This window comes from Streptomyces sp. NPDC093225 (assembly GCF_044753805.1).
In the GTDB taxonomy this organism is placed as follows: domain Bacteria; phylum Actinomycetota; class Actinomycetes; order Streptomycetales; family Streptomycetaceae; genus Streptomyces.
In genome coordinates, this window is record NZ_JBIVNX010000008.1 from 23,138 (window position 1) to 46,374 (window position 23,237).

Genomic DNA, 23,237 nt, shown 5'->3' on the forward strand with positions numbered 1-23,237 from the left:
GAGTCGGCCCGTGCCCCCGTTCGGGGCACGGGCCGACGTGTTGCCCTTTGGCTCGGGCGTCCGACTAGGTCAGCCTGCGAGTGGCTTCCCCGATCGCCCACTGGATGAGTTCAACGCTCACGGTGTCGTCGATCAGGCGGACGAACAGTTCCTCGGAGTCCCCGCGCCGGAAGACTTCGAGGACCTCGACGATCGCCCCGTGGTCGTCCTGGGAACGGAACTCGACGATCCGCTCGTCGGAGTCATAAGGCGCAAAGGTCTGGACCTCCACCTCATGCCCCTTGTGGCGTGCTGAATGCGCCGTCACTTGTCCAGGAACCCGTAGAACTCGATCTTTCCTCCCTCGCGTACCCAGTACTTGGTACCTCGTCCGTCCTTGGCACGCACCTCGATCATGTTGCTCTTATACCTCTTCGAGTAGAAGTGCTGGATCGTGTCGACGTTGTCGAGGATCTCGTCGTGCACCTTCAAGCCGACCTCGTTCCACGCCCACGGGTTGCGCTTTCCGGTCGGGGCGGGCCACTGGCCCTCCTGGTAGGAAGCGCGGCCCGGGTAGTGGTGCTTCTCGAGAGCGCGGCCGGCCTTCTTGTACTGCTTCTTCTTGTCCGTCGGGTCCGTGGCCTCGCCCGCCGACCTGAGGTCGGCTACGAGGTCGTCGAAATTGGCCTCCTGTTTCGCTGCCTTTTCAGCGGCTTCCTTCTCCGCCTTGGCTATCGCAGCTTCCATGTCGGCGGCTTCGTCGATCGTCTTTCGCGCCGCCTGGACCGCGTCTTCCGCTTCCCTGGCGATACGCTGCGCGTTTCGCATGGCGTCGTAGGCCTTCTCGCCCTCACGCCACAGCTTGAAAGCCTTGACGCCCACCTTGACCGCCTTGAAGACCTTCGCCCACGGGACGAAGTTCAAGGCCGTGTTGATGCAGCCCATCACGTCGCCCTTGGTGAAGCAGTCGCGGGCGTCGTTGAAGCCGATCAGGTCGCCGACGACGTCGACGATCTTGCTCATCAGCTCTTCGCGCTCCTGCTTCGCCTTGGCGAGGGCTTCGTCGGCCGCCTGCTTCTGGCGCAGGGCTTCGGCCGCCGCCGCGTCGGCCGCCGCAGTGTTCTTCTTGGCTACGTCGGCAGCCGGAGACACTCCGCCTCCGCTTCCGCCTCCGCCACCCCCGCCTCCGCCGCCGCTCGGCGTGCTGATGAACGGCTTGCCGCGGCAGGTGCCGTCGTCGTAGACCACACACGTCCCGTCCGGGTCCGTGTTGTCGATCGGGTTGTTGTTGGCGTACGCGTACGCGTTCCACGACTGGGGATCGCTCTCGACGAAGAGCGGGTCCACGGACAGGAAGCGGCCCGTCGCCGGGTCGTACTGGCGGGCGCCGAGGGTGGTGAAGCCCGTGCCCTCGATCGTGCCTCCGACGAATCCACGGCTACCCGCCCAACTGCCGGACGGCGGCGTGCCGCGGCCGTTGCCGAACGGGTCGAGCGGACGGCGGACGGAGTCCAGCGTGGCCGCATCGAACTGGACGCCGTTGGTCCCGTGCGGGTCAGCCGCCTGGTAGTACAGCTTGCTGACCCCAGCAGTGACCACGCGGGCCACTGACAGCCCGCCGGGCGCGGCGTACGTCCGGGTGTTGGTGACCGTACCGGACACGGTGTCCAGGCTGAGCTCGTCCGACCCGAGGAACAGCGTGACCTTGCCCGGCGTGCGACGGATCAGCTGCTTGCCGGTGGCGTCGTACACGTAGTCGGTCGTGGAGCTTTGTTCGGCCGAGCCGATCTTCCCCTGGTCGTCCCAGGCCAGCTTCGTCTCACCGGTGTCGCCCTGGATCGACGTGGTGTTGCCTGCCGCGTCGTACTTGTACGTGGCCGTCTTCGCGGTGCCGCCCACGGTCGTCTTCGACGCCATGAGCGCGTGCGGTCCGCCGGTGCCGCCGCCCGTGGTCGGATCGGTCGACGGGGTGTTGCGGCCGGTGCCGAAGGTCTGGTCGACCGTCTGGTCCTTGGTCGTCACACCGGTCACGTCGTGCCGGACCAGCTTGGTGCGGTTGCCCGTGAGGTCGTACGAGTACGACTGCCAGTACGGCGCCGGTCCGCCGACCCGCGAGGTGGCCGTGGCCGCCGTCGGCTCGGAGGAGTTCGTGCAGCCTCCGATGCCGGACACCGACGGCGCGGGTGCCGTGGTGGTGGTGCCCTTGTCGGTCCAGGCGGCGGTGAGCCGGCCCAGGTAGTCGTAGGAGAAACACTGCAGGTCGGAGCTGCTGCCGTCCTGGACGTTCTTGACGGAGGTGAGCGAGCCGGCCTTGCTGTACGTGTACGAGGTCAGGTCGACGTGGGTGGCGCCGGTCTGCTTGTCCAGCGTGTTCTGCACGACGCGGCCGGTGGCCGGGTCGTACTGCTGGGTGGACACCACCTGCGTTCCGTACGGGCCCACCGTCGTCCGGGTCGGACGGCCGAACGCGTCGTACTGCACGTCGGTGACCAGGGCGGACTTGCCGCTGGAGCCGATGAGGTTGCCGTCGACGTCGTACGAGTTGGTGATCCGCTCGCCGGTCATACCGGCGGCGGCGGGGAGCGTCGTGGTCTTCGGTAGACCCAGGACCGGGCTGTAGGTCGACGAAACCGTGTACGTACCGGCCAGCTGCTTCTCGGTTGAGGGGATCGTCACCGATGCACCCGTCGCGCGGTAGCCGACGTCGTAGCCGGTGACTGCGGAGACGTAGGCGGCACCGCCCACATAGCGGGTCGCCGAGTCGAGCTTGCCCTTCTTCTTGGTGTCGTAGCTCCAGTCCGCGATCTTCTTCGAGGCGTCCGTGGTGGTCGTCCCGCTGTAAGCGGCGGTCTTCCGGCCCAACAGGTCGTAGGTGTAGCTGGTCGATTTGCCGCGGGCGTCCGTGGACCTCGTGACCTTGCCACCCGCGTCGTACACGGTGCTCGAGTCACCCGCGTCCGGGTCGGAAGCGCTGGTGAGCTGGCCCATCAGGTCGTACGTGTACCGCCATTCGTTGCCCGCCGCATCGGTGCGGACCGTGGGGCGACCCGTTACGTCGTACGCGTACTTCGTCGCGTCGTACGCGCCCGTCGGGCTACCCGACTTGTACTGGCGGACCTCCACCGTCGCGCCACGCGCGTCCGTGATCGTGGACGTCGCGAAGCCGCCCGTGGGCGGGGTGACGTCGACCCGGTCGGCGCCCGCGTAGTTCGTCGTCGTGCGCCACTGCTCCTGGCCGTACGACATGAACTTCGCGACCGTGACCCGGCCCAGGCCGTCGTACTCGTTCCACGTCTGCGCCGGGATCTGCGCGTCCTGCGGGACGAAGACGGTCGCGGTCGGACCCGAGTCGTTGTTGAAGTACGACGGGGTCGTCTGGACCTGGCGGCCCTGGGAGTCGAAGACCGCGTCCGAGATGACGCGGCCGACGGTGCCGTAGGGCGGCATCGCCTGCGTCTGGCGGACCCGGCCGAAGCCGTCGTGGATCTGGATGCTCTTGCTGTAGCTGCCGTCCTCGCGCAGGCTCTGGCTCGTGATGGTGGCCGGGCCGGCGCTGCCCTTCAGGTCGTAGGCGAAGGTGCGGTTGGCGCTCTGCGTGGCCTTGTCACGGCCCGGCTGCCAGACCGAGGTCAGGCGGCCGAGGGCGTCGTACGCCTCGTCCGTGAAGTGGCCGTTCTCGTCCACCGCGCGGGTGGGCCGGGCACGGCCCGGGTCCAGCGTGGTGGTCGACTTCCAGCCGAGCGGGTTGGTGACCTCCACCGAGGTCGGGAGGGAGCCGTCGGCGGGGACGTAAACGGTCTGCGTCCGCGCGCCCGTCGGGTGGGTGGCGTCGGTGCTGTTCGGGTCGGTCGTGGCCGTCTGGCGGCCGTACTTGTCGAACTCGGCCGAGACCGTGGTGCGGTAGTTGGCCGAGCCGTCGCCGTTGTACGCCGCCAGGACCTTCGACGAGGTCTGCAGCGCGCGGTCGCCGATGGTCCCCAGCGCCAGGCCGTCGTACAGGGTCAGCGTGTCGGAGATCGTGTTCGAGGCGTTCGGCGTCTGGCCGCAGGCGCCCGCCAGGGTGAGGACCCGGTACGGGAACTCCAGCAGCATCGCGTTCGTGCCGGTGGCGTACGAGGTCGTCGTGCACTGGCGCTGCTCGGGCTTGGTGACGTCACCCCGTACGTCGACCGTGAGGACACGGCCGGCCTTGGTCTCGTCGTACGTGACGTCGCGCTGGGTCGTCCGCCACGTGTCGTCCGCGAGCCGCGCCCGCTCCTTGACCTGCGAGGTGCTCACGTACCGAGCGGTCACCTTGGGGACGGACGTGGTGGGCGGCGTGTACGTGGCCGTGACGTTCGACCGCCACGGGGTGCTCAGCTCGCCGCTGACCACCTTCGCGCCCGCCGCGACCGACTCGAAGGTCTGCGTCTCGCGGACGAAGCCCGCGAACTCCTCCTCGTCGGTGATGGTGCCGCCCCAGGTGTCGGACACCTGGCCGCCCATGCCGCGCAGGAACGTCGCGACGGACTTGCTCTTCGGGCCGTCGTTGCCGTTGCCCGTGGTCGTGGTCACGGTCTGGTAGCCGCGGAAGTTGTCCCACGTGCGGGTGTCGTCGTCGGCGAACTCCGAGTCGTTGCGGTGCCACGCGGCCCCGCCGCCGTAGCCGTACTCGGTGGTGCGCGGGACGCCCGAGGTGACCTGGGACTCCTCCACCACGGAGGACACCAGGTACTTGTGGAACCAGTCGTCGACCGGCTTGGTGTTCGAGGGCGAGCCCGGCGGAACCCACTTCACGGGCATGCAGGCCATGGTGTTGCCCTGCTCCGACGCCGGCATCGTGCCGGCCGTGCGCGAGCACTCCACGTCCTTGTAGCCGATGGAGATGCGGCCACCGGTCTCGGTGGTGATCTCGGTCATGCGCGGCCGGTTGAACTGCGGGGCCGCCGGGACCAGGCCGTCCACGCGGTTCGGCTTCTGCATCGCGGTGAACTTCACCGGCGGCAGCGTGATCGGGTCCAGCCCGTTCGAGCCGGTGCGCCGGATCGAGTCCAGCCACAGCGTCGGGGACTTGGTGCCGTCACCCGGGTCCGAGAACACCTGGTTGAGGGCCCAGCTGTCCACCGTGCGGTACGAGGTGCCCACCAGGACCTGGGTCTCCACCTTCGTCAGGCGCTTGGAGGTCCAGAAGGTGGGGCCGTAGACGGTGCACGTGCCGGTGGCGCCGCACGCCTGGTCCAGCGGGGTGTCCGGCCAGTACGCCTGGTTCGCGAGGGTGCGCTGCGCCGGGTCGCAGGTGATGGAGCCGCCCGGCATGCACCGTTCGGAGGTGGTGAAGTCCATCTTCACGGCCGGGTTGGCCGTGCCCTTGGCCGCGATCTGCTCGGGGAGCCGCTGGCCGTAGGCGACCTGCTTCAGGTTCGAGTAGCGCGTGTACGCCGTGCGGGTGCCGGTGCCGTTGTTCTGGCCGCCGCCGCGCGCGTAGTAGTTGTCCTCGCGGTCGTACTTGTACGTGATGAGGTTGCCGTGCAGGTCGACGACGTAGTCGAGGTTCCACTGCGAGGCCATCGGACACCACGACGCCGTCCCGGAGGCCGACGAGTAGCACGGGTTGCCGGGCTTCGGGTGGTAGACCGGAACGGTGTTGACGGAGTTCGACGCCGGGTCGGTCTTGTCACCGCCCGGGAGGTAGTTGGCACCGAAGTAGTACTGCGTGCCGTCGGTCGTCGTGACCTTGAAGCCCTCGCCGTTCCAGGCCCCGTTGGTCAGGCCGGTCAGCGGGGTGATCTGGGTGCCGTCGTCGCCCTGCAGGCGCAGCGCCCCGGTGGTGTCGTCCTTGACCACCTGGCCGGAGTGCCCTGCGAGGTTGAGGGACAGGGACTGGCCCGCCCAGCACAGGTCGCCCGACATGTCGATGCCGCTCTTGAGGCACGGCTTGTAGTTGCGGGCGACGAATCCCGGGTGGTAGCTCCAGCCGTCACCGATCCACGACGACTGCGCGTTGTTCGCGGCCGTCATGCCGTCGACGGCGGAGGAGTCGTAGCCCAGCTGCACGCCGGGGGCGGCGCCACCGAGCGAGGTCGGCATGTCGAAGGTGTAGCTGTACGTGAAGTTGCCCGCGTTCGAGCCGGCGCTCCACGACATCGACGGCGACAGCGGGGTCGCGGCGAACGAGCCACCGGAACCCGACGGGGCCGGCTCGGCGGCGAGCACGGCCATCGGGGCGGCCGCCCCGATGGACGCCACGGCGCCGGCGGACGTCGCGGCCGAGGGGCGCGCGGCCGGGCTGCCGCTCGCCGTCGCCGGCTTCGCGGTGCCGGTCGGCGCGGTGGCCGGGAGGGTGATGTCGGCGGTCAGCTGCCCCGTACGGGCGTCCAGCGTGGCCGCGACGGGGGTGCGCTTGCGGCACTGCGCCGCCTTCGGCGTGGTCAGCGCACACGCGGGGAGGGCCACCAGTCGGGCCCGGTCTCCCCAGGAGCCGGTGCCCTGCAGGGCCGCCACGTCCAGGGAGACGCGCAGCCTGCGCCCGGCCTGGGCGGCCGTACCGGTCTCGCCCTGGAGGGTGACCAGGGGGCCGAACGCGCCGGCGGCCTTGGACTGCGCCTGGTCGCGCACGGCGACGCGCACGGACGGGGCGCCGGAGGCGGGGTCCGCCGCTGCCGAGCGGGCGCCGCCGGCCTTGGCGGTCTTCGGAGCGCCCAGGTCGGTCAGGAGGACCGGGAGTTCACCGGCGCGGGTCGCGCCCTCGGCGTCCTTGCCGCTCTGCGCGGCGTGCGGGCCGTCCGCCGCGGCGGAGCTCCGGCCCTTCGACGAACCGGCCGTCGCGCCCGGCAGGGCGACCGTCACGGAACCGGTCCTGACCGCCCGACGCGGGGCGGGCTTCCACACCTTCGGCACGCCGCCGGTGCGGCGCGGTCCGGCCTTGCCGGGCCGGTCCAGCGCGCCCTCGACCGACTTGGTCTTCGGCAGCGAGGTCTTCGGCGGCGTCCACACCTTCGGGTGCGGCTTGCGCAGTGCCTGTGCCTCCGGGATCGCCACCAGAGAGAACAGCACCGCGAGCAGGGTCAGGATCGTGACCGATTGTGATCGGCGTCTGTGTCTTGACCACAGCGTTGAATGGGCATACCACGCCCGCATACAAACCCCCAGAGCCCTTTCGGGCAGCACAAAATGACGCCCGGCGTGATCGCAACGGGCGTCCCCGGCGCGTCAGATCGCGCACGGTGATCAGAACCCTAGGGAGGGGCGCCCCTCTGACACCATGCGCGACCAGGGGATTTGACGTTCCTTTTACTCTTCGCGAGGCGATGTGCGATGGAAAGAAGCCGACATGTCCAGTGATGGGCCACTCGGGTCGATCATGCTCATCTGTGAGCGTCTGTCACCGTGCATGGTGATGGCTTGAATTGATCGATCGACTCTCGGCCGTTCAGTGCGGGCGCAGGCCGTCGAAGACCACTGCGAAGACGCGCTCCCGGGCCGCCGGGTCCGCCCCGAGCTGCTCCACCGCGCGGCCGGTGCCGGCCAGCAGGGCGAGGAACTCCGGCAGTCCCAGATCCGGGCGGACCGCCCCGGCCTCCTGCGCGGCGGCGAGCAGGCCGTCCAGCCGGTCCCGGATCTCCTCGGTCCGCTCGCGCAGGGCGGCGTGCACGTCGACGCCGGCCGCGGCGAGGGCGTCGCTGAACTCGCTCTTGCCGACCGACTGTTCGACCAGGAGGCGGAAGCAGCCGAAGAAGGCCTCGGCCGGGCCGGCATCCGCGGCCAGCTGGGCGACCTCCGCCGCCGTGGCCTCGAGCCTGCGGACCATCACCGCCTCGAGCAGGGCCTCCTTGGTCGGGAAGTGGCGGAAGAGCGTGCCGACGCCGACCCCGGCGGTCCGGGCGATCTCCTCGGTCGGCACCCCGATGCCGCGGGTGGTGAACACCTCCGTGGCGACCTCCAGCAACCTCGCCCGGTTGCGCGCCGCGTCCGCCCGCAACGGCCGTTCGCCCGTGCCGCTCATGCCTGTCCCCACTTTCCGTCCGGGGCGGCCGACGGCAGGCCGGATCCACCCTGGACAACCGGACTGCTCAGTCCGTATCGTCGAAACGGAGTCGACAGTCCGATTCTACGTGCCGATCCCCGGAGGTTGATCGTGTCCGAAACGCCGTCCGAAGCCCAGCCCGCGACCCGGCCCGAGGCCCAGCCCGCCGCACACGCCACCCACCGTTCCGAAGCGCCGTCACCCCGAGAGGTCTTCCACCGGCTGCTCGACGGCATCGGCGCGGGGCGCTACACCGAACTGGCCGCCCTCTACGCCGAGGACGCCGTGGTGGAGTCCGTCTTCGCCCCGGTCGGTCCGCGGCGCTTCGAGGGCCGCGCCACCCTCGCGGCCCGGTTCGCCCAGGTCGCCGAGCACTCGCCCCTCCTGCTGACCCCGGCGAACGTCGTCGTCCGGGAGACCGACGACCCGGAGGTGATCGTCGCCGAGTTCGACTACCGGGCCCACCACCGGACCACCGGCCGGGACTTCGAGGTCGCCAACGTCCAGGTCCTCCGTATCCGCGACGGCCTGATCCGGCACAGCCGCGACTACCACGACCACCTGGCCCTCGCCGTGGCCGGCGGCGACCTGGCCGATCTGGTCACCGCCCTGTCCGCCGACTGAGGAAGCCCGCGCAGACAGAGGTCCGGACATCCAGCCGTGCGCACCTCCCGGCGTGCCGGTGGAACGCCGCGGCGGCGCCCGGGCCGGGGTGGTTGCCGGTCGGGCGCCGCCGAAGAGGTGACGGGGCGGGGCGGGGTCGGTTCAGGGGGTGCTGAGGGCGACGGCGGCGCAGTGGCCCGGAGGGACCGCCACGTCCGTCAGGGACCAACCCGGCAGCGGGGCGGGATCGGGGCCGGAGCCGACGTAGTCGGCGGCGGGGTCGGTCGACAGGCCCACCCCCAGCCCCTTCAGGTACGCCTCCTTCCGGGTCCACACCCGGGTGAAGGCGACCGGCCGCTCCGCCGCCGGGAGCAGGGCCAGCTCGGCCGCCTCCCGCGGGTGGAGGACGTCGGCCGTCTCCGCGATGGTGGCCGCCGGCACCACCTCCTCCACGTCCACCCCCACCGGGGCGGTCGCGAAGGCCAGCAGGCTCAGGCCGGTGCAGTGCGAGAGCGAGAAGTGCAGCGCCCCGCCCGGCAGGACCGGCCGCCCGTGCGGCTCGTCGCAGTGCGCGCACGGCGCCCGCTCGACGGTCACCTCGCGCGGGGGGATGCCCAGGTACGCGCCGAGCAGCCGGCGCAGCGCCACGTGCGCGCAGACGTACGAGTCGCGGTCCGCGGCCCGGACGAACTCGGCGGCCCGGGCCAGCTCCTGGGCGTCCAGGGTGCCGGGCGCGCACCGGTGGGCGTGCGTCCGGTACTCGGTGGCGTCCACCAGCCACACCTCCGGTCCTGGGTCGGGCCACCGGCCGCCACCGGGTCGGGCGGGCGCGTGGGCCGCGGGGGAGTCACCGGGGCGGGCGGGGGCGTAGGCCGGGGCGGAGCCACCGGCTCGCGCCGGTGCGTCGGTCCACCGGTCCGGTTCCGCGGGCGCCGGTGCGGCCGCGTCGGCGCGCGTACCGGCTCCGCGTGCGGGATCGGTACGGGGGGCGCCGTCGGCTCGCGCCGCGCCCTCCGGCCCGGAACCGGTCAGCCGCCGGGGAACCAGCAGCCGGGGAACGGTCAGGATGGTCATCGAGCCCCCTCAGGCGGCCGCGGGCACGGGCAGTTCGGTGACCGGCACGGACTCCTCGGCCCGGGCCGGGTGGCGCAGGGCCAGGACGGCGGCCAGCGGCGAGACGAAGGCGATCGCCCCGCACAGCAGCCAGGTGGTCTGCACCCCGAGCACGAGGGACAGCGAGCTGAAGACCGCGATGGAGATCGGCGCGGTGCCGATGCCGGCCAGCGACAGCGTCGACATCGCGGCGCCCATCCGCTCCTCGGGCGCGGACTGCTGGTACAGGGTGACGATGGCCGGCCCGTTGAGCCCGGACAGCAGGCCCACCGCCGCCGCGACGACCGTCAGCGACAGCGCCGACGGCATGAGGGCCATCACCAGGATGCCCGCCGCCAGTCCGACCCCGGTCACGACGAGCCGCACGTACATGGGGATCCGGTGCGCGAGGGCCGCGCCGAGGGCGCTGGAGCCCAGGGCGCCCACGCTGAACGCGGCCAGCACCACGCCCACCGCGCTCACGCCCCAGCCCTTCTCGTCGACCAGCAGCGGCAGGGCGACCTCGGCGGGCCAGCTGAAGGCCATGTCCAGGCAGAGGGAGGCGACGAACATCCAGCGCAGCCGGGGGTGTCGGGCCAGCAGCCGGAAGCCGTCACCGGACCGCTTGACCAGGGAGACGCCGGGCTCCGGCTCGGGCCGGGCGAAGCCGTGCGTGACGTGCAGCAGGCAGCCGAGCCAGATCGCGCCGGTGACCGCGGCCGCGGCCAGCGCCACCCACAGCTCGCCGACCGTGATCAGGAAGGCACCGGCCGGGGCGCCGAGGATCGGGGCCACCCGGAGCACCATCGCGTACATGGAGTTCGCCCGGGCCAGCTGGTCGCCACGGGCGAACATCGGGAGCAGGACGCCCGAGGCGGGCCCGGCCAGACCCAGCAGCACGCCCTCGACGAGGGCGATCACCACGAGGGGCCACAGCTGGTGCGCGGTGGCCGTGACGACCGCGCCCGCGGCCAGCAGCAGGACCCGGGCGGTGGTGGTGCGCAGCAGCACGAAGCGCGGGCCGAGGGTGTCGGCGAACGCGCCGCCGAAGATCAGCATGAGGGCCCGCGGGATGGTGGCGGCGAGCATCAGCACGGTGACGGCCCCGGTGCCGCCGCGTTGGACGGCGGTCCAGTTCATGGCGATCAGCAGGGCGAAGCTGCCGAGCTGGACGGCGGCCTGGCCGCCGACCAGGGAGGCGACCCGGCCCCACGGGACGGTCGGCTGTGCGGTGGTGTCCATGGACGTACCTGTTCTGTGCGAGGGGAGACGGGGAGGGGAGGGGAGGGGAGGGGAGGGGAGGAGCGGGCGCCGCTCAGCGGAGCGGGTGGGGGCGCCGGGCGGCGAGGGCGCGGTGCACCGCCCGGCGGGCGGCGTGCGCCGCGTCGGCGGCCCGGGGCGCCGGGCCGTACGTACGGAGGTCCAGGTGGCCGCCGAGGTACCCGAGCCCGGCTTCGGCGAGCGCCCCGGCGGCCGCCGCGCCGGCCGGCCCGGCACCGGGACCGGGGTCGACCGTGACCCCCGGCGGTCCGGCGGGCCCGGCGAGCCGGAACCGGGCCCGGACCAGCACCCGACGCACCCCCGGCACCGCCCGCCTCACGACGGCTCCCCGGCGAGGACGGCGTCCGGCGCCACGGGTCGGGCGGCGGGCGCCGCCGGGTCCCAGAGGTCGGCCGCGTCCAGATCGGCGGCCCGGTACTTCCCCAGGGCGCTGACCAGCAGCCGCACCTCCAGTGCGAGCGCCCCGCCCAGCCGGACCAGGCCCTCCTCGGGGTCCTCGTCGACGGCGAGCAGGGCCGCGCGGCCCAGGCCGACCGCGCTCGCGCCGAGCGCGAGGGCGCGCACCGCGCGCCCGCCCTCCCAGATCCGGCCGGTGGCCAACAGGTCGCCGGCGGGCCGGCCGATCCGCCGCAGGCACTCGCCGAGCGGGAGGCCGACCTGGTCGAGGAAGACGCGGGGCGCCCAACCGGTGCCGCCCTCGGCGCCGTCGACGGTGACCGCGTCGGCGCCGGCCGCCCAGGCGGTGGCGGCGGCTCCCGCGATGTCCCGGCCCGGGTGGAACTTCACCCAGGTGCGGGCCAGCGGGAAGTTGTTCCGCATGAACCGCAGCTGCTGGCGGACGATCTCCTCGGTGAAGGTGCCGGGGGTCGCGCACCGCAGCCACCGCTCCGGGTCGCCCAGGACGTCGCGTACCGCGAACTGCCCGGCCAGCCGCTCCGCTTCGGCGGCGCCCACCACGGTCATGCCGCCCAGTCCCGGCTTGGCGCCCTGTCCCACCTTCAGCTCGAAGCCCAGCCGGCCGGAGTCGCGCAGCGCCCGGGTGCCGGGGTCGCTGTAGAGGAGGTTCCAGACCTCGGAGTCGGCGTCCTCGGTGGACTGCTGGACGACCACGCCGCCGACGCCCTCGGGTACGGTCTCCGCGTAGACCGCGATGCGCTCCAGCAGCGCCGACCGCATCCCGTCGCCGCCGCGCCGGTAGCCGTGCACCGGCACCATGTTTTCGCCGATCACCATGGGGATGCCCAGCCGGGCGGCCTGCCGGGAGGCGGCCAGCCCGAGGTCGCCGCTGCCCACCCGGGTGGAGCCGAACGCCGACAGGTAGAGCGGCAGCCGGGCGTCGAACCCGCCGACCCGGCCGGCCAGCTCCACGTCCTCGTACGAGGGCTCCCGGCCCAGGTCGATCAGCTTCTCCAGTCGGCGGGGCATGAACACCGGCGGCACGATCCGCAGCCGGTCGAGCGCGTCCGGGGCGCCGGACCCGGCCCCGGTGCCCGGGGCGGACGGGTCCGCCCCGAACAGCCCGCCGCCGTCGCCGTACGTCCCCGCCGCCGGGAACACCCGCGCCGTGCCGGTACGGGCCCGCGCCCGCACCTCCTGCTCCGGGAACCCGGTCGCGTGCAGCCCGCTCACGGCGCGATCACCCCCGGCAGCTTCGGGTAGGCGCTGACCTGCCAGAGGGCGTCCAGGCCGGTGAGGAAGCGGACCAGGCGCTGCAGGCCCATGCCGAAGCCGGCGCTGGGGGAGATGCCCTCCCTCGCCAGCTGGAGGTACCAGGCGTACTTGGCCGGGTTCTCGCCGCTCTCGCGCATCCGGGTCACGATCGACGCGTAGTCGGACTCGCGCTCGCTGCCGCTGACCAGCTCCCCGTAGCCGCCGTGCGCGAGCAGGTCGAAGTTGCGCAGCACGCCCGGCCGTTCGGGGTCCTCGCGGTCGTAGAAGCCGCGGGAGCCCTTGGGGTAGTCGTTGACGAAGAAGGGCCGGTCGGCCTCCAGGGACAGCACCCGCTCGCCCGCCCAGTCGATCTCGGCGTCCGGGCTCTGCGGGTGGCCGCCGGCGACCAGCCGCGCCACCGCCTCCTCGTGGGTGCAGGCGTCGAACTTGCCGCCGGACCGCAGCTCGGCGAAGTCCAGCTCCTCGCGGCCCAGTGCGCGCAGCACCTCGGGGACGGCCGTCCACACGTGCTCCACCACATGGGTGAGCAGTCCGGCCGCGATCTCCTGGGCGTCCTCGCGGGTGCCGCCCGCCATCTCCACGTCGATCTGGTGGAACTCCACCAGGTGGCGGCCGGTGCCGGCGGTCTCCGGCGGTTCCACGCGGACGTTCGGGGCGATGTAGAACAGCCGCGGGAAGCCCTTCAGCGACGCCTGCTTGTACAGGATCGCGCTGGTCATGAGCTTGTACGGCTGTCCGTAGTAGTCCACGTCCAGCGCCTTGGCGCCGCGGCCGCCGGGGTCCGTCACCGGCCCGACCAGGGGCGGCAGCAGCTCCACGAAGCCCTCGCCGCGCAGGAACGCGCGGGCCGCGTGCAGGGCCTCCTGCTGCACCAGCATCGCCGACCGCAGCCGCGGGGAGGCCAGGTGCTCGCCGAGCGGGGGAGGGGTGGTCGCGTCGGGGGTGAGGTCCATGTCGATGTCGATTCCTAGTCGTGAAAGGGGTGGCAGGTGCGGGGGGCGGTGCGGGGCGTTCACGGGGGCGGTCCGCTCGTCGCGCCGATCGGTGGTCCGGTCGTGGGCCCGGTCGTGGGCCCGGTCGGTGGTCCGGGAGCCGGTCCGGGAGCCGGTCCGGTCGGCGGGCCGTCGTACCGGCCGGCGACCGCGTGGAGGGCCCCCAGCAGGCCGTCCGCGGTCATCGGGGTGCGCCCGCCCGGCCGCACGTACGGCACCACGGGCATCGCCCCGACGTCCGACCAGCGCAGCCGCCCGCCGGCGTCGAGGAAGCTGCGGCTGCGGCCCGCGTTGTCCGGGTGCAGGCAGTACGGGACGTCCAGCACGCCCCGCGCGAAGGCGGTGCGCAGCGCCCGCCCGAGGTCGTCGGAGAGCTCGAGTACGGCCTCCACGAACGTCCGCGCCTCGCGGTAGACCTCGCTGTCCGCCGGATCGGGCGCCACGGCCGGCTCCCGGTGCCCGGTCAGGGCCGCGACCGCGGCAGCGGTCTCCAGCGCCCGGACGTTCTCCTCGACCGTGGGGATCCGGTGTGCCTCGGCCGCCGTCTTGACGATCAGCCGCTGCGCCCCGGCCCGCACCGCGAGCCGCGCCGAGGCCTCCAGGAGCCGGGTGGCACCGCGCCGGGTGTGCGGGAAGACGCCCATGTACGTGTAGAGCACCACGTGCCGGTCCACGTCCGCGGGCAGGAACTCGTCGGCCAGCCGGCGCAGCGCCCGGACCGCCTCCGCGTCCTGCGCGGGGTCGGTCTGCTGCGCGTAGCTCAGGGAGACGCTGCGGATGCCGTGCCGGACGAAGAACATCCCCTCCAGCAGGCTGAGCGCCACCAGCAGCCCCGGCGGGCAGAGCTGGCCGAGCATGCAGCCGCCGAAGCTCTCCAGGTGCGGCACCCGCGGGGCGGGCGCCAGGGCGGCCAGCAGTTCGCAGCTGCGGGCCCAGTTGTCCACGGACTCCGCCAGCGGAGTGCGGCCGTACGGCAGGCAGTACGAGACGGGGCCGCCCTCGGTGGCGTCGAGCCCGGCCGCGGCCAGCGCGCGGACGATGGGCTCGGGCCGGGACGAGCCGTGCCGGACCTGGACCGGGAACCCGGGGTCCAGCACGCCGGCCAGCAGGTCCCGGGTCAGGCCGGCCGGGTGGCTGGCGATCGGGTACCCGTTGAGCGGGGTGCCCTCGGCGAGCGCGGCCCGGGCGGCGGCCAGGTCGCCCACCCTGGTGTAGCTGTCGATGGTGAGGGTGCCGACCGTGGTGGCGACGGCGGACCGGGTCCGCTCCAGCCCCTCCCGCATCCGGCGCGGGTCGCTGAACCCCATCCGGGGCTGGACCACGAGCCGGCCGGCGGCGGCCGCGGCGGCGACGAAGGCGCCGAAGGACGGGGCGGGGCCGGCCGGCGCCGCGGCCCCGGCCGGTACCCGGTCGGCCGGTACCTGGTCGGCGGGGCGCTCCGGTGCCGGGGCCACGCCGGGTGCGGCGAGCGTGGCGGAGGCGTTCACGCGACGGCCCGCCGGTCCCCGGAGCGGGCGGAGTGGGCGGTGCGGGCGGAGTGGGCGGAGTGGGCGGAGTAGGCCGGCCCGGCGGTGAACCCGCACTCCAGGAAGGCCTGCAGGCCCCCGAGGTCACCGTCGTCGAACACCGCCGCGCAGCCGGCCTCCAGGAGCCGTCCGCGCTGCACGGGGTCCACCTCCCCGGCGACGCCGAGCTTGCCGCCGATCACGACGGGCGCGGGCACGCCGGCCGCGCGCAGGGCGCGCACCGCGCCCAGCCCGTCCCGGTACCCGTGTCCGTTGACACTGCTGATCACGACCAGGTCGGGACGCGCGGCCGCGCACGTGGCGGTCAGCAGGTCGTCTCCGACGCACGGGCCCAGGTTGCGGACCCGGTGCCCCAACTCCTCCATGAACAGCTGGAGGTAGACGAGGTTCCAGGTATGGGAATCCGAGGCCGTGCCTGTCAGCAGGATGTTCACATTCCGTCGTCGCATGCCAGAAATATAGGAACCGCCGGGCTTCCCGAGGGGAAGTTCCGGCGGCAGTATGCGGAAAGGGGAGCGGCAGTCCGAGGATGCCGCCGAAAGGGCGCGGGGAAAAGGGAAAACGGCAGCGCCCCGCATGGTGCGGGGCGCTGCCGGCGTGCTTTGTGGGAATTGTTCGGCAGGGGTCAGGAATACTGTCCGACCAGGCTCAGCGGGCGGATGTCGGTCCACTCCCGCTCCACGTGCTCCAGGGCGCCGGCCCGCGGGCCCGGGCCCCAGACCGCGTCCCAACCTGCGGGAACGTCGGCGAAGGTGGGCCACAGGGCGTGCTGCCCCTCGGTGTTGACCACCACGTGGAAGGTGCCCTCGGTGTCGTCGAAGGGGTTGGTCATGACAGGCTCCTCAGTTTCTCGGAAAGGATACGGCCGATCAGGGCGAGCGGTGCGGGTTCTCCCATTCGGGTATGGGGAACCCCGATCATGTGGTTCTCGACGGATCCGTCGATGTACGGAATCCAGTTCTGGGCGAGGGTGTTCTCCGTTTCGCCGTCCTCGAGCGCGGCGAGGAAAAGCAGGTCCGTCTGCACGGGCCGCGCGGAATACAGGTTCATGATTTCGGCGTGGTTGATGGAGGCGCCGATCACCGAGCGGATCTCGTCGTCCGAGAAGGCGCCGAGCACCGGGTCCTTGAGCCGGACCAGGTCGATGAGCGCCGCCACGTCGAAGGGCGCGTCCGCCGGCTCGTCCGTGGCGTCGCCGACGAGCATGTCCCGCTTCTGCGCGGGGGTCATCCGCCGCCGCTCCGGCTCGGTCGGCAGCAGGTGCACGTCCATCATCGCCAACAGGTCCGTGCGCTCGCCGAGTTCGGCCAGCCGCACCGCCAGCGCGTGGGCCACCGTCCCGCCGAAGGACCAGCCCAGGAAGCGGTACGGGCCGTGCGGCTGGACCTCGCGGATCAGCGGCAGGTAGTCCGCCACCATCTCCTCCACCGACTCGGGGGAGTGCCCGAGCTCGCTCAACGCCCGCGCCTGGATCGCGTACAGCGGCTGGTCGGGCCCCAGGTGCGGGGTGAGGCCGGCGTACGTCCAGCCGACGCCCGTACCGGGGTGGATGCAGAACAGCGGGCGCTGCGTGCCCTTGTCCTGCAGCGGGAGCAGCACGCCCATCGGGTCGAAGCCGGACGGCTCGTCCGCCAGCAGGCCGGCCACGGTCGGGGTGCGGAACAGGTCGCGCACGCCCAGCTCCAGGCCGAGGACCGCCCGCATCCGGCTGATCAACCGCACGCCGAGCAGCGAATGCCCGCCCAGGGTGAAGAAGTTGTCGTCGATGCCCACCCCCTCCACCCCCAGCACCTCGGCGAACAGCCCGCACAGCAGCTCCTCGCGCGGGGTGCGCGGGGCCCGCCCGGCGGTCCGCACGGCCGCCGCCGGCGCCGGCAGCGCCTTGCGGTCGGGCTTGCCGTTGACGGTGAGCGGGATGGACTCCAGCAGCACCGCCGCCGACGGCACCATGTGCTCGGGCAGTTCGTCCGCCGCCCACCGCAGCAGGCCCTCACCGGTCAGCTCGTACCCGGCGCGCGGGACGGCGTACGCCACCAACCGCTTGCCGCCGGGCCCGTCCTCGAAGACCACGACCGCGACCTGCCCGACGCCCGGGTGGCGGGCCAGGGTGGCCTCGATCTCGCCCGGCTCGATGCGGAAGCCGCGCAGCTTGACCTGGCCGTCGGCCCGGCCGAGGAAGCGGAGCTCGCCCTCCGGCGTCCAGCACACCAGGTCGCCGGTGCGGTACATGCGGCCGCCGTCCGCGCCGAACGGGTCGGCCACGAACCGCTCCGCCGTCAGCCCCGGCCGGCCGATGTAGCCGCGCGCCACCTGCGTGCCGGCGATGTACATCTCGCCCGCCACGCCCCTGGGCACCGGCCGCAGCCGCTCGTCCAGCACGTAGATCCGGGTGTTGTCGAGCGCCGCGCCGAGGTGGACGCCCTGCACGGTGCGTTCGGAGACGGTGAAACGCTGCTGGTGCGAGGCGAACGTCGTCTCCGTCGGGCCGTAGCTGTGCACGAGCACGGTGTCCGGGCAGTGCGTCAACACCCGCTGCAGGGCGCTGGGCGAGGCCACGTCGCCACCGGTCCACACCTCGTCCAGGAGCTTGAGGGTGTCCAGCCCCTCGTCGGCCATGATGTGGAACAGCCCCATCGTGAAGTACGCCGCCGTCACGCCGTACGTCCGCACGGTGTGGTCGATCTCGGCCAGGTCGGTGCCGTCACCGGGACAGATCACCAGCTGCCCGCCGCCCAGCAGCGGCACCCACAGCTCGTACGTGGAGGCGTCGAAGCCGATCGCCGAGTGCACCAGCATCCGCCGGTGGTGCTCCAGGTTCCAGCAGCGGTCGGTGACCAGCTCCACCACGTTGCGGTGGGTCACCCCCACGCCCTTGGGCCGGCCGGTGGACCCCGAGGTGAACATCACGTACATCAGCGCGTCCTCGCCGACCGGCACGCCCGGATCGCCCGTCCGCGCCCAGTCCACCGTGCCCGGCGCGTCCACCGCCAGCACCCGCACCCCGTCCGCGGCCTCCTGCGCCACCGACGGCGAGGCCAGGTGGACCTCCTGCGTCAGCAGCACCGCCGCGCCCGTGTCCTCCCGGATCATGCGCACCCGGGCCTCCGGCAGCCGCGGGTCCATCGGCACGTACGCCGCCCCGCACTTGAGCACGGCCAAGGCGGCCACCAGCAGCAGCGGCGTCCGGTCCATCAGCACCCCGACGGCCCCGTCCCGGCCCACCCCGGCGTCGATCAGGGTGTGGGCCAGGGCGTTCGCCCGGGCCTCCAGCTCCGCGTACGTCACCCGCTCGTCCCCGAAGGACAGCGCCACCCGGTCGGGGGTGCGCCGGGCCCGGGCGGCGAACCGCTCGTGCACCAGCCCGCACTCGACGCGCGGCACGGCCGTGTCGTTGTACTCGGTCACCAGCCGGAACTCCTCCTGCGGCGACAGGAGTTCGATGTCACCGATGCGCAGCGCCGGGTCCTCGGCCACGGCGGCGAGCGTCCGTTCGAGGTGGGCCGCCAGCATGGCCGCGGTCCCCGCGTCGTACAGGTCGGTCGCGTACTCCAGTACGCCGCCCAGCCCGCCGGCGGCCCCGTCAGCGGCCCGCGTCTCGCGCAGCGACACGGTCAGGTCGAACTTGGTGAACCCGGACTCGGTGCCCAGCGCAGTGCCGGCCAGCACCGCGCCCGCCGGCGCCTCCGGTTCGGCCGGCTGCACCTGCACGATCGTCTGCACCAGCGGGTGCCGGGCGGTGGAGCGGGCCGGATTGAGCCGCTCCACCACCAGGTCGAAGGGCAGCTCCTGATGGGCGAAGGCGGCCAGGTCGGTCTCCCGCACCCGGTCCAGCAGCTCCCCGAAGCCGGGGTCGCCGGAGGTGTCGCAGCGCAGCACCAGGGTGTTGACGAAGAACCCGACCAGGTCGTCCAGCACCTCGTCGTCGCGGCCCGCTACCACCGTGCCCAGCGGCAGGTCGGTGCCCGCCCCGTGCCGGGTCAGCACCGCTGCCAGCGCCGCCTGCACCACCATGAGCAGGCTGGCCCCGTGCTCCAGGGCGAGCCGCTCCAGCCGGGCGTGCACGGCCGCGTCCAGCACCACCGGCACCGCCGCACCGCGCCGGGACGCGTCCGCCGGACGGGTCCGCGCCGGGGTGGGCTCCAGCACCTCGGGGGCGCCCGCCAGCGTCTCGCGCCAGAACGCCACGTGCTCCTCGGCGGCCTCGCCGGCGAGCACGTCCCGCTCCCACAGCGTGTAGTCGGCGTACTGCACCGGAAGCGGCCGCCAGTCCGGCGCCGCGCCGCCCCGCCGCGCCTCGTAGGCGGTGGCCAGGTCGGTCAGCAACGGGCCGGTGGACCAGCCGTCGGCCGCGATGTGGTGCACCAGCAGCACCAGGACCTGCCCCGCACCCCCTGCGGCCCCTGCGCCCTCCGTCGTCCCGGTGGTCCCGGCGTCCTCCGTGCTCCCGGCGCCCTCCTCGGTGACCAGCGCGGCCCGCAGCGGCAGGTCGACCGCCAGGTCGAACACGTGCCCGGCGGCCGCGTCCACGGCCGCCGCCGACCCGCCGGCCGGGCAGGACACCAGGTCCAGCACCGGTCGGGCCTCGGCCCCCGACAGCACCTTCTGGTACGGCTCGCCCTCGACCGCCGGGTACACCGTGCGCAGCACCTCGTGCCGCCCGGCCACGTCGGCCAGCGCCTCGGCGAGCGCCGCCGGGTCGAGCGGCCGGTCCAGCCGCAGCGCGAAGGGGATGGTGTACGAGCGGCTCGGCCCCTCCAACTGGTCCACGAACCACAGGCGGCGCTGCGCGTACGACAGCGGCACCCGCTCCGGCCGCCGCTCCGCCGGCACCGGCACCGGCCCGGGCCGTCCGGACGGCGCGGCCTCCCGCACCAGGCGGGCCGCCAGTTCGGCCGGGGTGGGCGCGAGGAACAGGTCCCGGATGCGGGCCTCCACACCGAGCGCGGCCCTGATCCGGTTCACCAGGCGCACGCCGGACATCGAATGCCCGCCCACCGAGAAGAAGTTGTCGTCCGGCCCCACCGCGTCGAGGCCGATGACCTCGGCGAACAGGCCGCACAGCAGCTCCTCGGCGGCCCGCTGCCCGGCGCCGCCCGCCCCCTGCCCGGCGGCCGCCTGCGCCTGCCGGGCCCGCTCGGCGCGCTCGGCCCGTGCGCGCCCCTCGCGCAGCGTCGCGATCCGCTCGGCCTCCGCCGGGGTCAGGAGCTCCGCCCCGGCCGCGGGGGCGTACGGATCCGCCGCGGCGCGCTCGAGGGCGCGGACGAAGAGGTCGAGCAGCAGCCGGGCGGTGTCCGGCTCGAACAGGTCGGCGGCGTACTGCCACCACACCTCCAGCCCGCCGTCCCCGGGCAGCGCCACGCACGAGGCGCTCAGGTCGAACTTCGCCGCCTCCAGGCCGGGTTCGGCGAAGGTGCCGGCCAGCGGGCCGGCGCAGCCGGTGCCCGAGCCGTCCTCCTGCTCGGCCGTGAGCATCACCTGGAAGAAGGGGTTCACGGCCAGGCCGCGCTCCGGCGCCAGGTGTTCCACCAGCAGGTCGAAGGGCAGGTCCTGGTGGGCGTACGCGGCCAGGTCCGCGTCCCGGGTCCGCTCGACCAGCTCCGCGTACGAGGCCGGCCCCGAAACGTCGGTGCGCAGCACCAGCGTGTTGACGAAGAAGCCGACCAGGCCGTCCAGGGCCTCGTCGCCGCGGCCCGCGACCGGGGTGCCGACGGCGACGTCCGAGCCGGCGCCGACGGCCGCCAGGGCCAGGGCGAGGGCGGGCTGGAGGACCATGAGCAGGCTCGCCCCGCGGTCCGCGCCCAGGTCGGTGAGCCGGTGCAGCGCGTCCGCGCCCAGCCGGGCGGTCAGCGTGGCGCCGGCGCCGGTGGGCTCGGCCGGCCGGGGCCGGTCGGCGGGCAGGTCCAGCACGGTCGGCATGCCCTCGAGCGCGGCCCGCCAGTGCGCCAGCGGCGCCGCCGGGTCGGCGAGGAGGTCCTGCTGCCACAGGGTGTAGTCCGCGTACTGCACCGGCAGCGGCTCCCAGTCGGGCGCCCCGCCCGCGCGCCGGGCCGCGTAGGCGGTGCCCAGGTCGTGCAGCAGCGGCCCGACCGACCAGCCGTCGGTGGCGATGTGGTGGGTGAGCAGCGCCAGCGTGGCGGTCGGCTCGGCCCCGTCGGTCAGGAACAGTGCCGCGCGCACGGGGAGCTGGCGCGCCAGGTCGAAGGTGGCGGAGGTGAACCGCGCCGTCTCCGCGTCGAGTTCGTCCGCGGCGCAGGTGCGCACGTCGAGCGGGACCGGCGGCGCGTCGAGCACGTGCTGGTAGGGCTCCCCGGCCACGGCCGGGTAGACGGTGCGCAGCACCTCGTGCCGCTCCAGCACGTCGCCGAGGGCCGCGGCCAGCGCGTCGGCGTCGGGCACCTCGTCCAGCCGCAGCACCACCGGCAGGTGGTACGTCGTGGCCGGGCCCTCCAGCCCGGCCAGGAACCACAGCCGGCGCTGCGCGTACGACAGCGGCACCCGGTCCTCCGCGGGCAGCGGTTCGCCGTCGAACACGTCGAAGGCCGCATCGGGTACGGACACCACGGCGGGCGCCGCCGTCCGCGGGCCGTCCGGGGCGGCGGCCCGGGCCCGCAGGGCCTTCCGGTCGATCTTCCCCGAGGAGGTCAGCGGCAGCGCGTCCACCGGCTCGAACAGCCCGGGCACCGCGGCGGCCGGCAGCTGCCGCCGGACGTGCTCGCGCAGGTCGGCGGCCCCCACGCCCGGTTCGGCGACCACGTAGGCGACCAGCCGCTTGCCGCCGCCCGGGGCGTCGGCGGCCACCACGGCGGCCTCGCGCACCCCCGGGTGCCCGGAGAGCACCGACTCGACGGACGCCGGGTCCACCCGATGGCCGTTGATCTTCACCTCGTCGTCGGCGCGGCCCTCGAAGCCGAGTTGCCCGTCCTCGCGCACCCGCACCAGGTCACCGGTGCGGTACGCGCGCTCCGGGCCGAGCCGGGCGAACCGGCGGTCCGTCAGTTCCGGGCGCCCCAGGTAGCCGAGGGCGAGCCCGCCGCCCAGCAGCCACAGCTCGCCGTCCACCACCGCGGCCCGGACGCCCGGCAGCGGGGTGCCGATGGGCACCGGGCCGCCGGCGTACCGGGACAGGTCGGCGACGGTGGCGACCACGGTCGCCTCGGTGGGACCGTACGTGTTGAGCAGCCGCACCCGCTCCGGGTCGACGGCCGCGGACCAGCGGGACACCCGCTCGGGGAGCGCCGCCTCGCCGCCGATGACCACGGTCCGCAGGGTGGGCGGCAGTTCGGCGAGCCCGCAGGACACGGCGTGGGCCAGCTCGTGCCAGTACGCGGTGGGCAGGTCCAGCACGGTGATGCCGTGCGCGGTGCAGCCGGCCAGCAGGCCGGGCACGTCGAGCATCTCGTCGTCGCGCAGGACGAGCGTGGCGCCCGCGCCCAGGGTCAGGAACACCTCCTCGACGCTCGCGTCGAAGTGCAGCGGCGCGAACTGCAGCACCCGGTCCTCGGCGGTGATGCCGTAGACGGCGGTGGCGCCGGCGGTGAAGTGGGCCAGGGCGTCCTGGCCGACGACGACGCCGTTGGGGGTGCCGGTGGAGCCGGACGTGTAGATGACGTACGCGGCCTCCGGGTCCACGCCCGGCCCCGGCAGCACCTGCTCGCCCGGGGCGGCCGGGTGGTCGGTGCCCGTGCAGTCCGCCAGGACGGCCGCGGTCCGGGCGGCCGGCGCGGTCGGGTCGAGCGGCAGGTAGGCCGCCCCCGTCCGCAGCGCCGCCAGCAGGCCCACGACCGCGTCGATCCCGCGCGGTCGGTTGACGGCCACCAGCCGGCCCGGCCCGGCGCCCTCCTCGGCCAGCTCGTCGGCGCGGAACGCGACCGCGAGGGCCAGCTGCCCGTAGGTCATCCGGCGCTCGCCGTGCACGAGGGCGATCCGCTCGGCGTCCTGCCCGGCGATCCGGTCCAGGACGCGGGGCGCCGGGCCGGGCGCCGGGCCGCCGTCCAGGACGGCGGAGGCGGTGGGGGCGGTCGAGGGCATCGCGGGGCCTCCAGGCGAGGGGTCGGGGGGTGGGGCGCGGTGTCGTGCCCTCACGCTAGGTAC

13 protein-coding genes are annotated in these 23,237 nt (G+C 73.8%); 1 reads left to right on the forward strand and 12 read right to left on the reverse strand.

The window, feature by feature from the left end; all coding sequences use genetic code 11:
* Positions 1–64: 64 nt before the first annotated feature.
* From ACIQCH_RS09980 to ACIQCH_RS09990, 3 genes are all read right to left on the reverse strand, one after another.
* The gene (locus ACIQCH_RS09980; RefSeq protein ID WP_402579883.1) at positions 65–271 is read right to left on the reverse strand and encodes a hypothetical protein; all 207 of its coding nucleotides are present in this window, start codon (positions 269–271) and stop codon (positions 65–67) included.
* 32 nt (positions 272–303) lie between these two features.
* Positions 304–7,011, reverse strand: coding sequence for an RHS repeat-associated core domain-containing protein (locus tag ACIQCH_RS09985; protein ID WP_402579885.1), 6,708 nt, complete (start codon positions 7,009–7,011; stop codon positions 304–306).
* A gap of 376 nt (positions 7,012–7,387) precedes the next feature.
* Positions 7,388–7,960, reverse strand: coding sequence for a TetR/AcrR family transcriptional regulator (locus tag ACIQCH_RS09990; RefSeq protein ID WP_402579887.1), 573 nt, complete (start codon positions 7,958–7,960; stop codon positions 7,388–7,390).
* Positions 7,961–8,092: 132 nt separating this feature from the next.
* Between ACIQCH_RS09990 and ACIQCH_RS09995 the strand changes: the two genes are divergently transcribed.
* Positions 8,093–8,605 (forward strand): nuclear transport factor 2 family protein, encoded by a 513-nt coding sequence (locus ACIQCH_RS09995; RefSeq protein WP_402579889.1) that lies wholly within the window; start codon positions 8,093–8,095, stop codon positions 8,603–8,605.
* 141 nt (positions 8,606–8,746) lie between these two features.
* On the opposite strand, the gene ACIQCH_RS10000 is transcribed toward ACIQCH_RS09995, so the two are convergent.
* The 9 genes from ACIQCH_RS10000 to ACIQCH_RS10040 form a co-directional block, all read right to left on the reverse strand.
* Positions 8,747–9,658: a 4'-phosphopantetheinyl transferase family protein gene (locus tag ACIQCH_RS10000; protein WP_402579891.1), complete on the reverse strand. Its 912-nt coding sequence runs from the start codon at positions 9,656–9,658 to the stop codon at positions 8,747–8,749.
* A 9-nt stretch (positions 9,659–9,667) separates the two neighbouring features.
* Positions 9,668–10,918, reverse strand: coding sequence for an MFS transporter (locus tag ACIQCH_RS10005; RefSeq protein WP_402579893.1), 1,251 nt, complete (start codon positions 10,916–10,918; stop codon positions 9,668–9,670).
* A gap of 73 nt (positions 10,919–10,991) precedes the next feature.
* A complete protein-coding gene (locus ACIQCH_RS10010; protein WP_402579895.1) occupies positions 10,992–11,276 on the reverse strand; it encodes a hypothetical protein in 285 nt (94 codons plus the stop codon).
* The gene (locus ACIQCH_RS10015) at positions 11,273–12,586 is read right to left on the reverse strand and encodes a glutamate synthase-related protein (protein WP_402579897.1); all 1,314 of its coding nucleotides are present in this window, start codon (positions 12,584–12,586) and stop codon (positions 11,273–11,275) included. The genes ACIQCH_RS10010 and ACIQCH_RS10015 overlap by 4 nt, the downstream gene beginning before the upstream one ends.
* A complete protein-coding gene (locus tag ACIQCH_RS10020) occupies positions 12,583–13,581 on the reverse strand; it encodes an asparagine synthetase A (RefSeq protein WP_402579898.1) in 999 nt (332 codons plus the stop codon). The genes ACIQCH_RS10015 and ACIQCH_RS10020 overlap by 4 nt, the downstream gene beginning before the upstream one ends.
* 59 nt (positions 13,582–13,640) lie before the next feature.
* On the reverse strand, positions 13,641–15,107 hold the full coding sequence (locus tag ACIQCH_RS10025; protein WP_402579900.1) for a methylaspartate mutase: 1,467 nt from the start codon (positions 15,105–15,107) through the stop codon (positions 13,641–13,643).
* Positions 15,104–15,595, reverse strand: a complete 492-nt coding sequence (locus ACIQCH_RS10030; RefSeq protein ID WP_402579902.1) for a cobalamin B12-binding domain-containing protein — start codon at positions 15,593–15,595, stop codon at positions 15,104–15,106. Before ACIQCH_RS10030 ends, ACIQCH_RS10025 begins: the two co-directional genes overlap by 4 nt.
* 176 nt (positions 15,596–15,771) lie before the next feature.
* Positions 15,772–15,978: an MbtH family protein gene (locus ACIQCH_RS10035; protein WP_402579904.1), complete on the reverse strand. Its 207-nt coding sequence runs from the start codon at positions 15,976–15,978 to the stop codon at positions 15,772–15,774.
* Positions 15,975–23,174 carry an amino acid adenylation domain-containing protein gene (locus tag ACIQCH_RS10040; RefSeq protein ID WP_402579906.1) on the reverse strand — a complete coding sequence of 2,400 codons (7,200 nt, stop codon included), beginning with the start codon at positions 23,172–23,174 and terminating at the stop codon, positions 15,975–15,977. The genes ACIQCH_RS10035 and ACIQCH_RS10040 overlap by 4 nt, the downstream gene beginning before the upstream one ends.
* Positions 23,175–23,237 lie beyond the last annotated feature (63 nt).

Excerpts from the sequence above, each read along its gene's own strand:
- ACIQCH_RS10020 (WP_402579898.1), bottom strand. The coding sequence starts at position 13,581 with ATGGACCTCACCCCCGACGCGACCACCCCTCCCCCGCTCGGCGAGCAC.
- ACIQCH_RS10035 (WP_402579904.1), bottom strand. The coding sequence starts at position 15,978 with ATGACCAACCCCTTCGACGACACCGAGGGCACCTTCCACGTGGTGGTC.
- ACIQCH_RS10040 (WP_402579906.1), bottom strand. The coding sequence starts at position 23,174 with ATGCCCTCGACCGCCCCCACCGCCTCCGCCGTCCTGGACGGCGGCCCG.
- ACIQCH_RS10030 (WP_402579902.1), bottom strand. The coding sequence starts at position 15,595 with ATGCGACGACGGAATGTGAACATCCTGCTGACAGGCACGGCCTCGGAT.
- ACIQCH_RS10000 (WP_402579891.1), bottom strand. The coding sequence starts at position 9,658 with ATGACCATCCTGACCGTTCCCCGGCTGCTGGTTCCCCGGCGGCTGACC.
- ACIQCH_RS09990 (WP_402579887.1), bottom strand. The coding sequence starts at position 7,960 with ATGAGCGGCACGGGCGAACGGCCGTTGCGGGCGGACGCGGCGCGCAAC.
- ACIQCH_RS10005 (WP_402579893.1), bottom strand. The coding sequence starts at position 10,918 with ATGGACACCACCGCACAGCCGACCGTCCCGTGGGGCCGGGTCGCCTCC.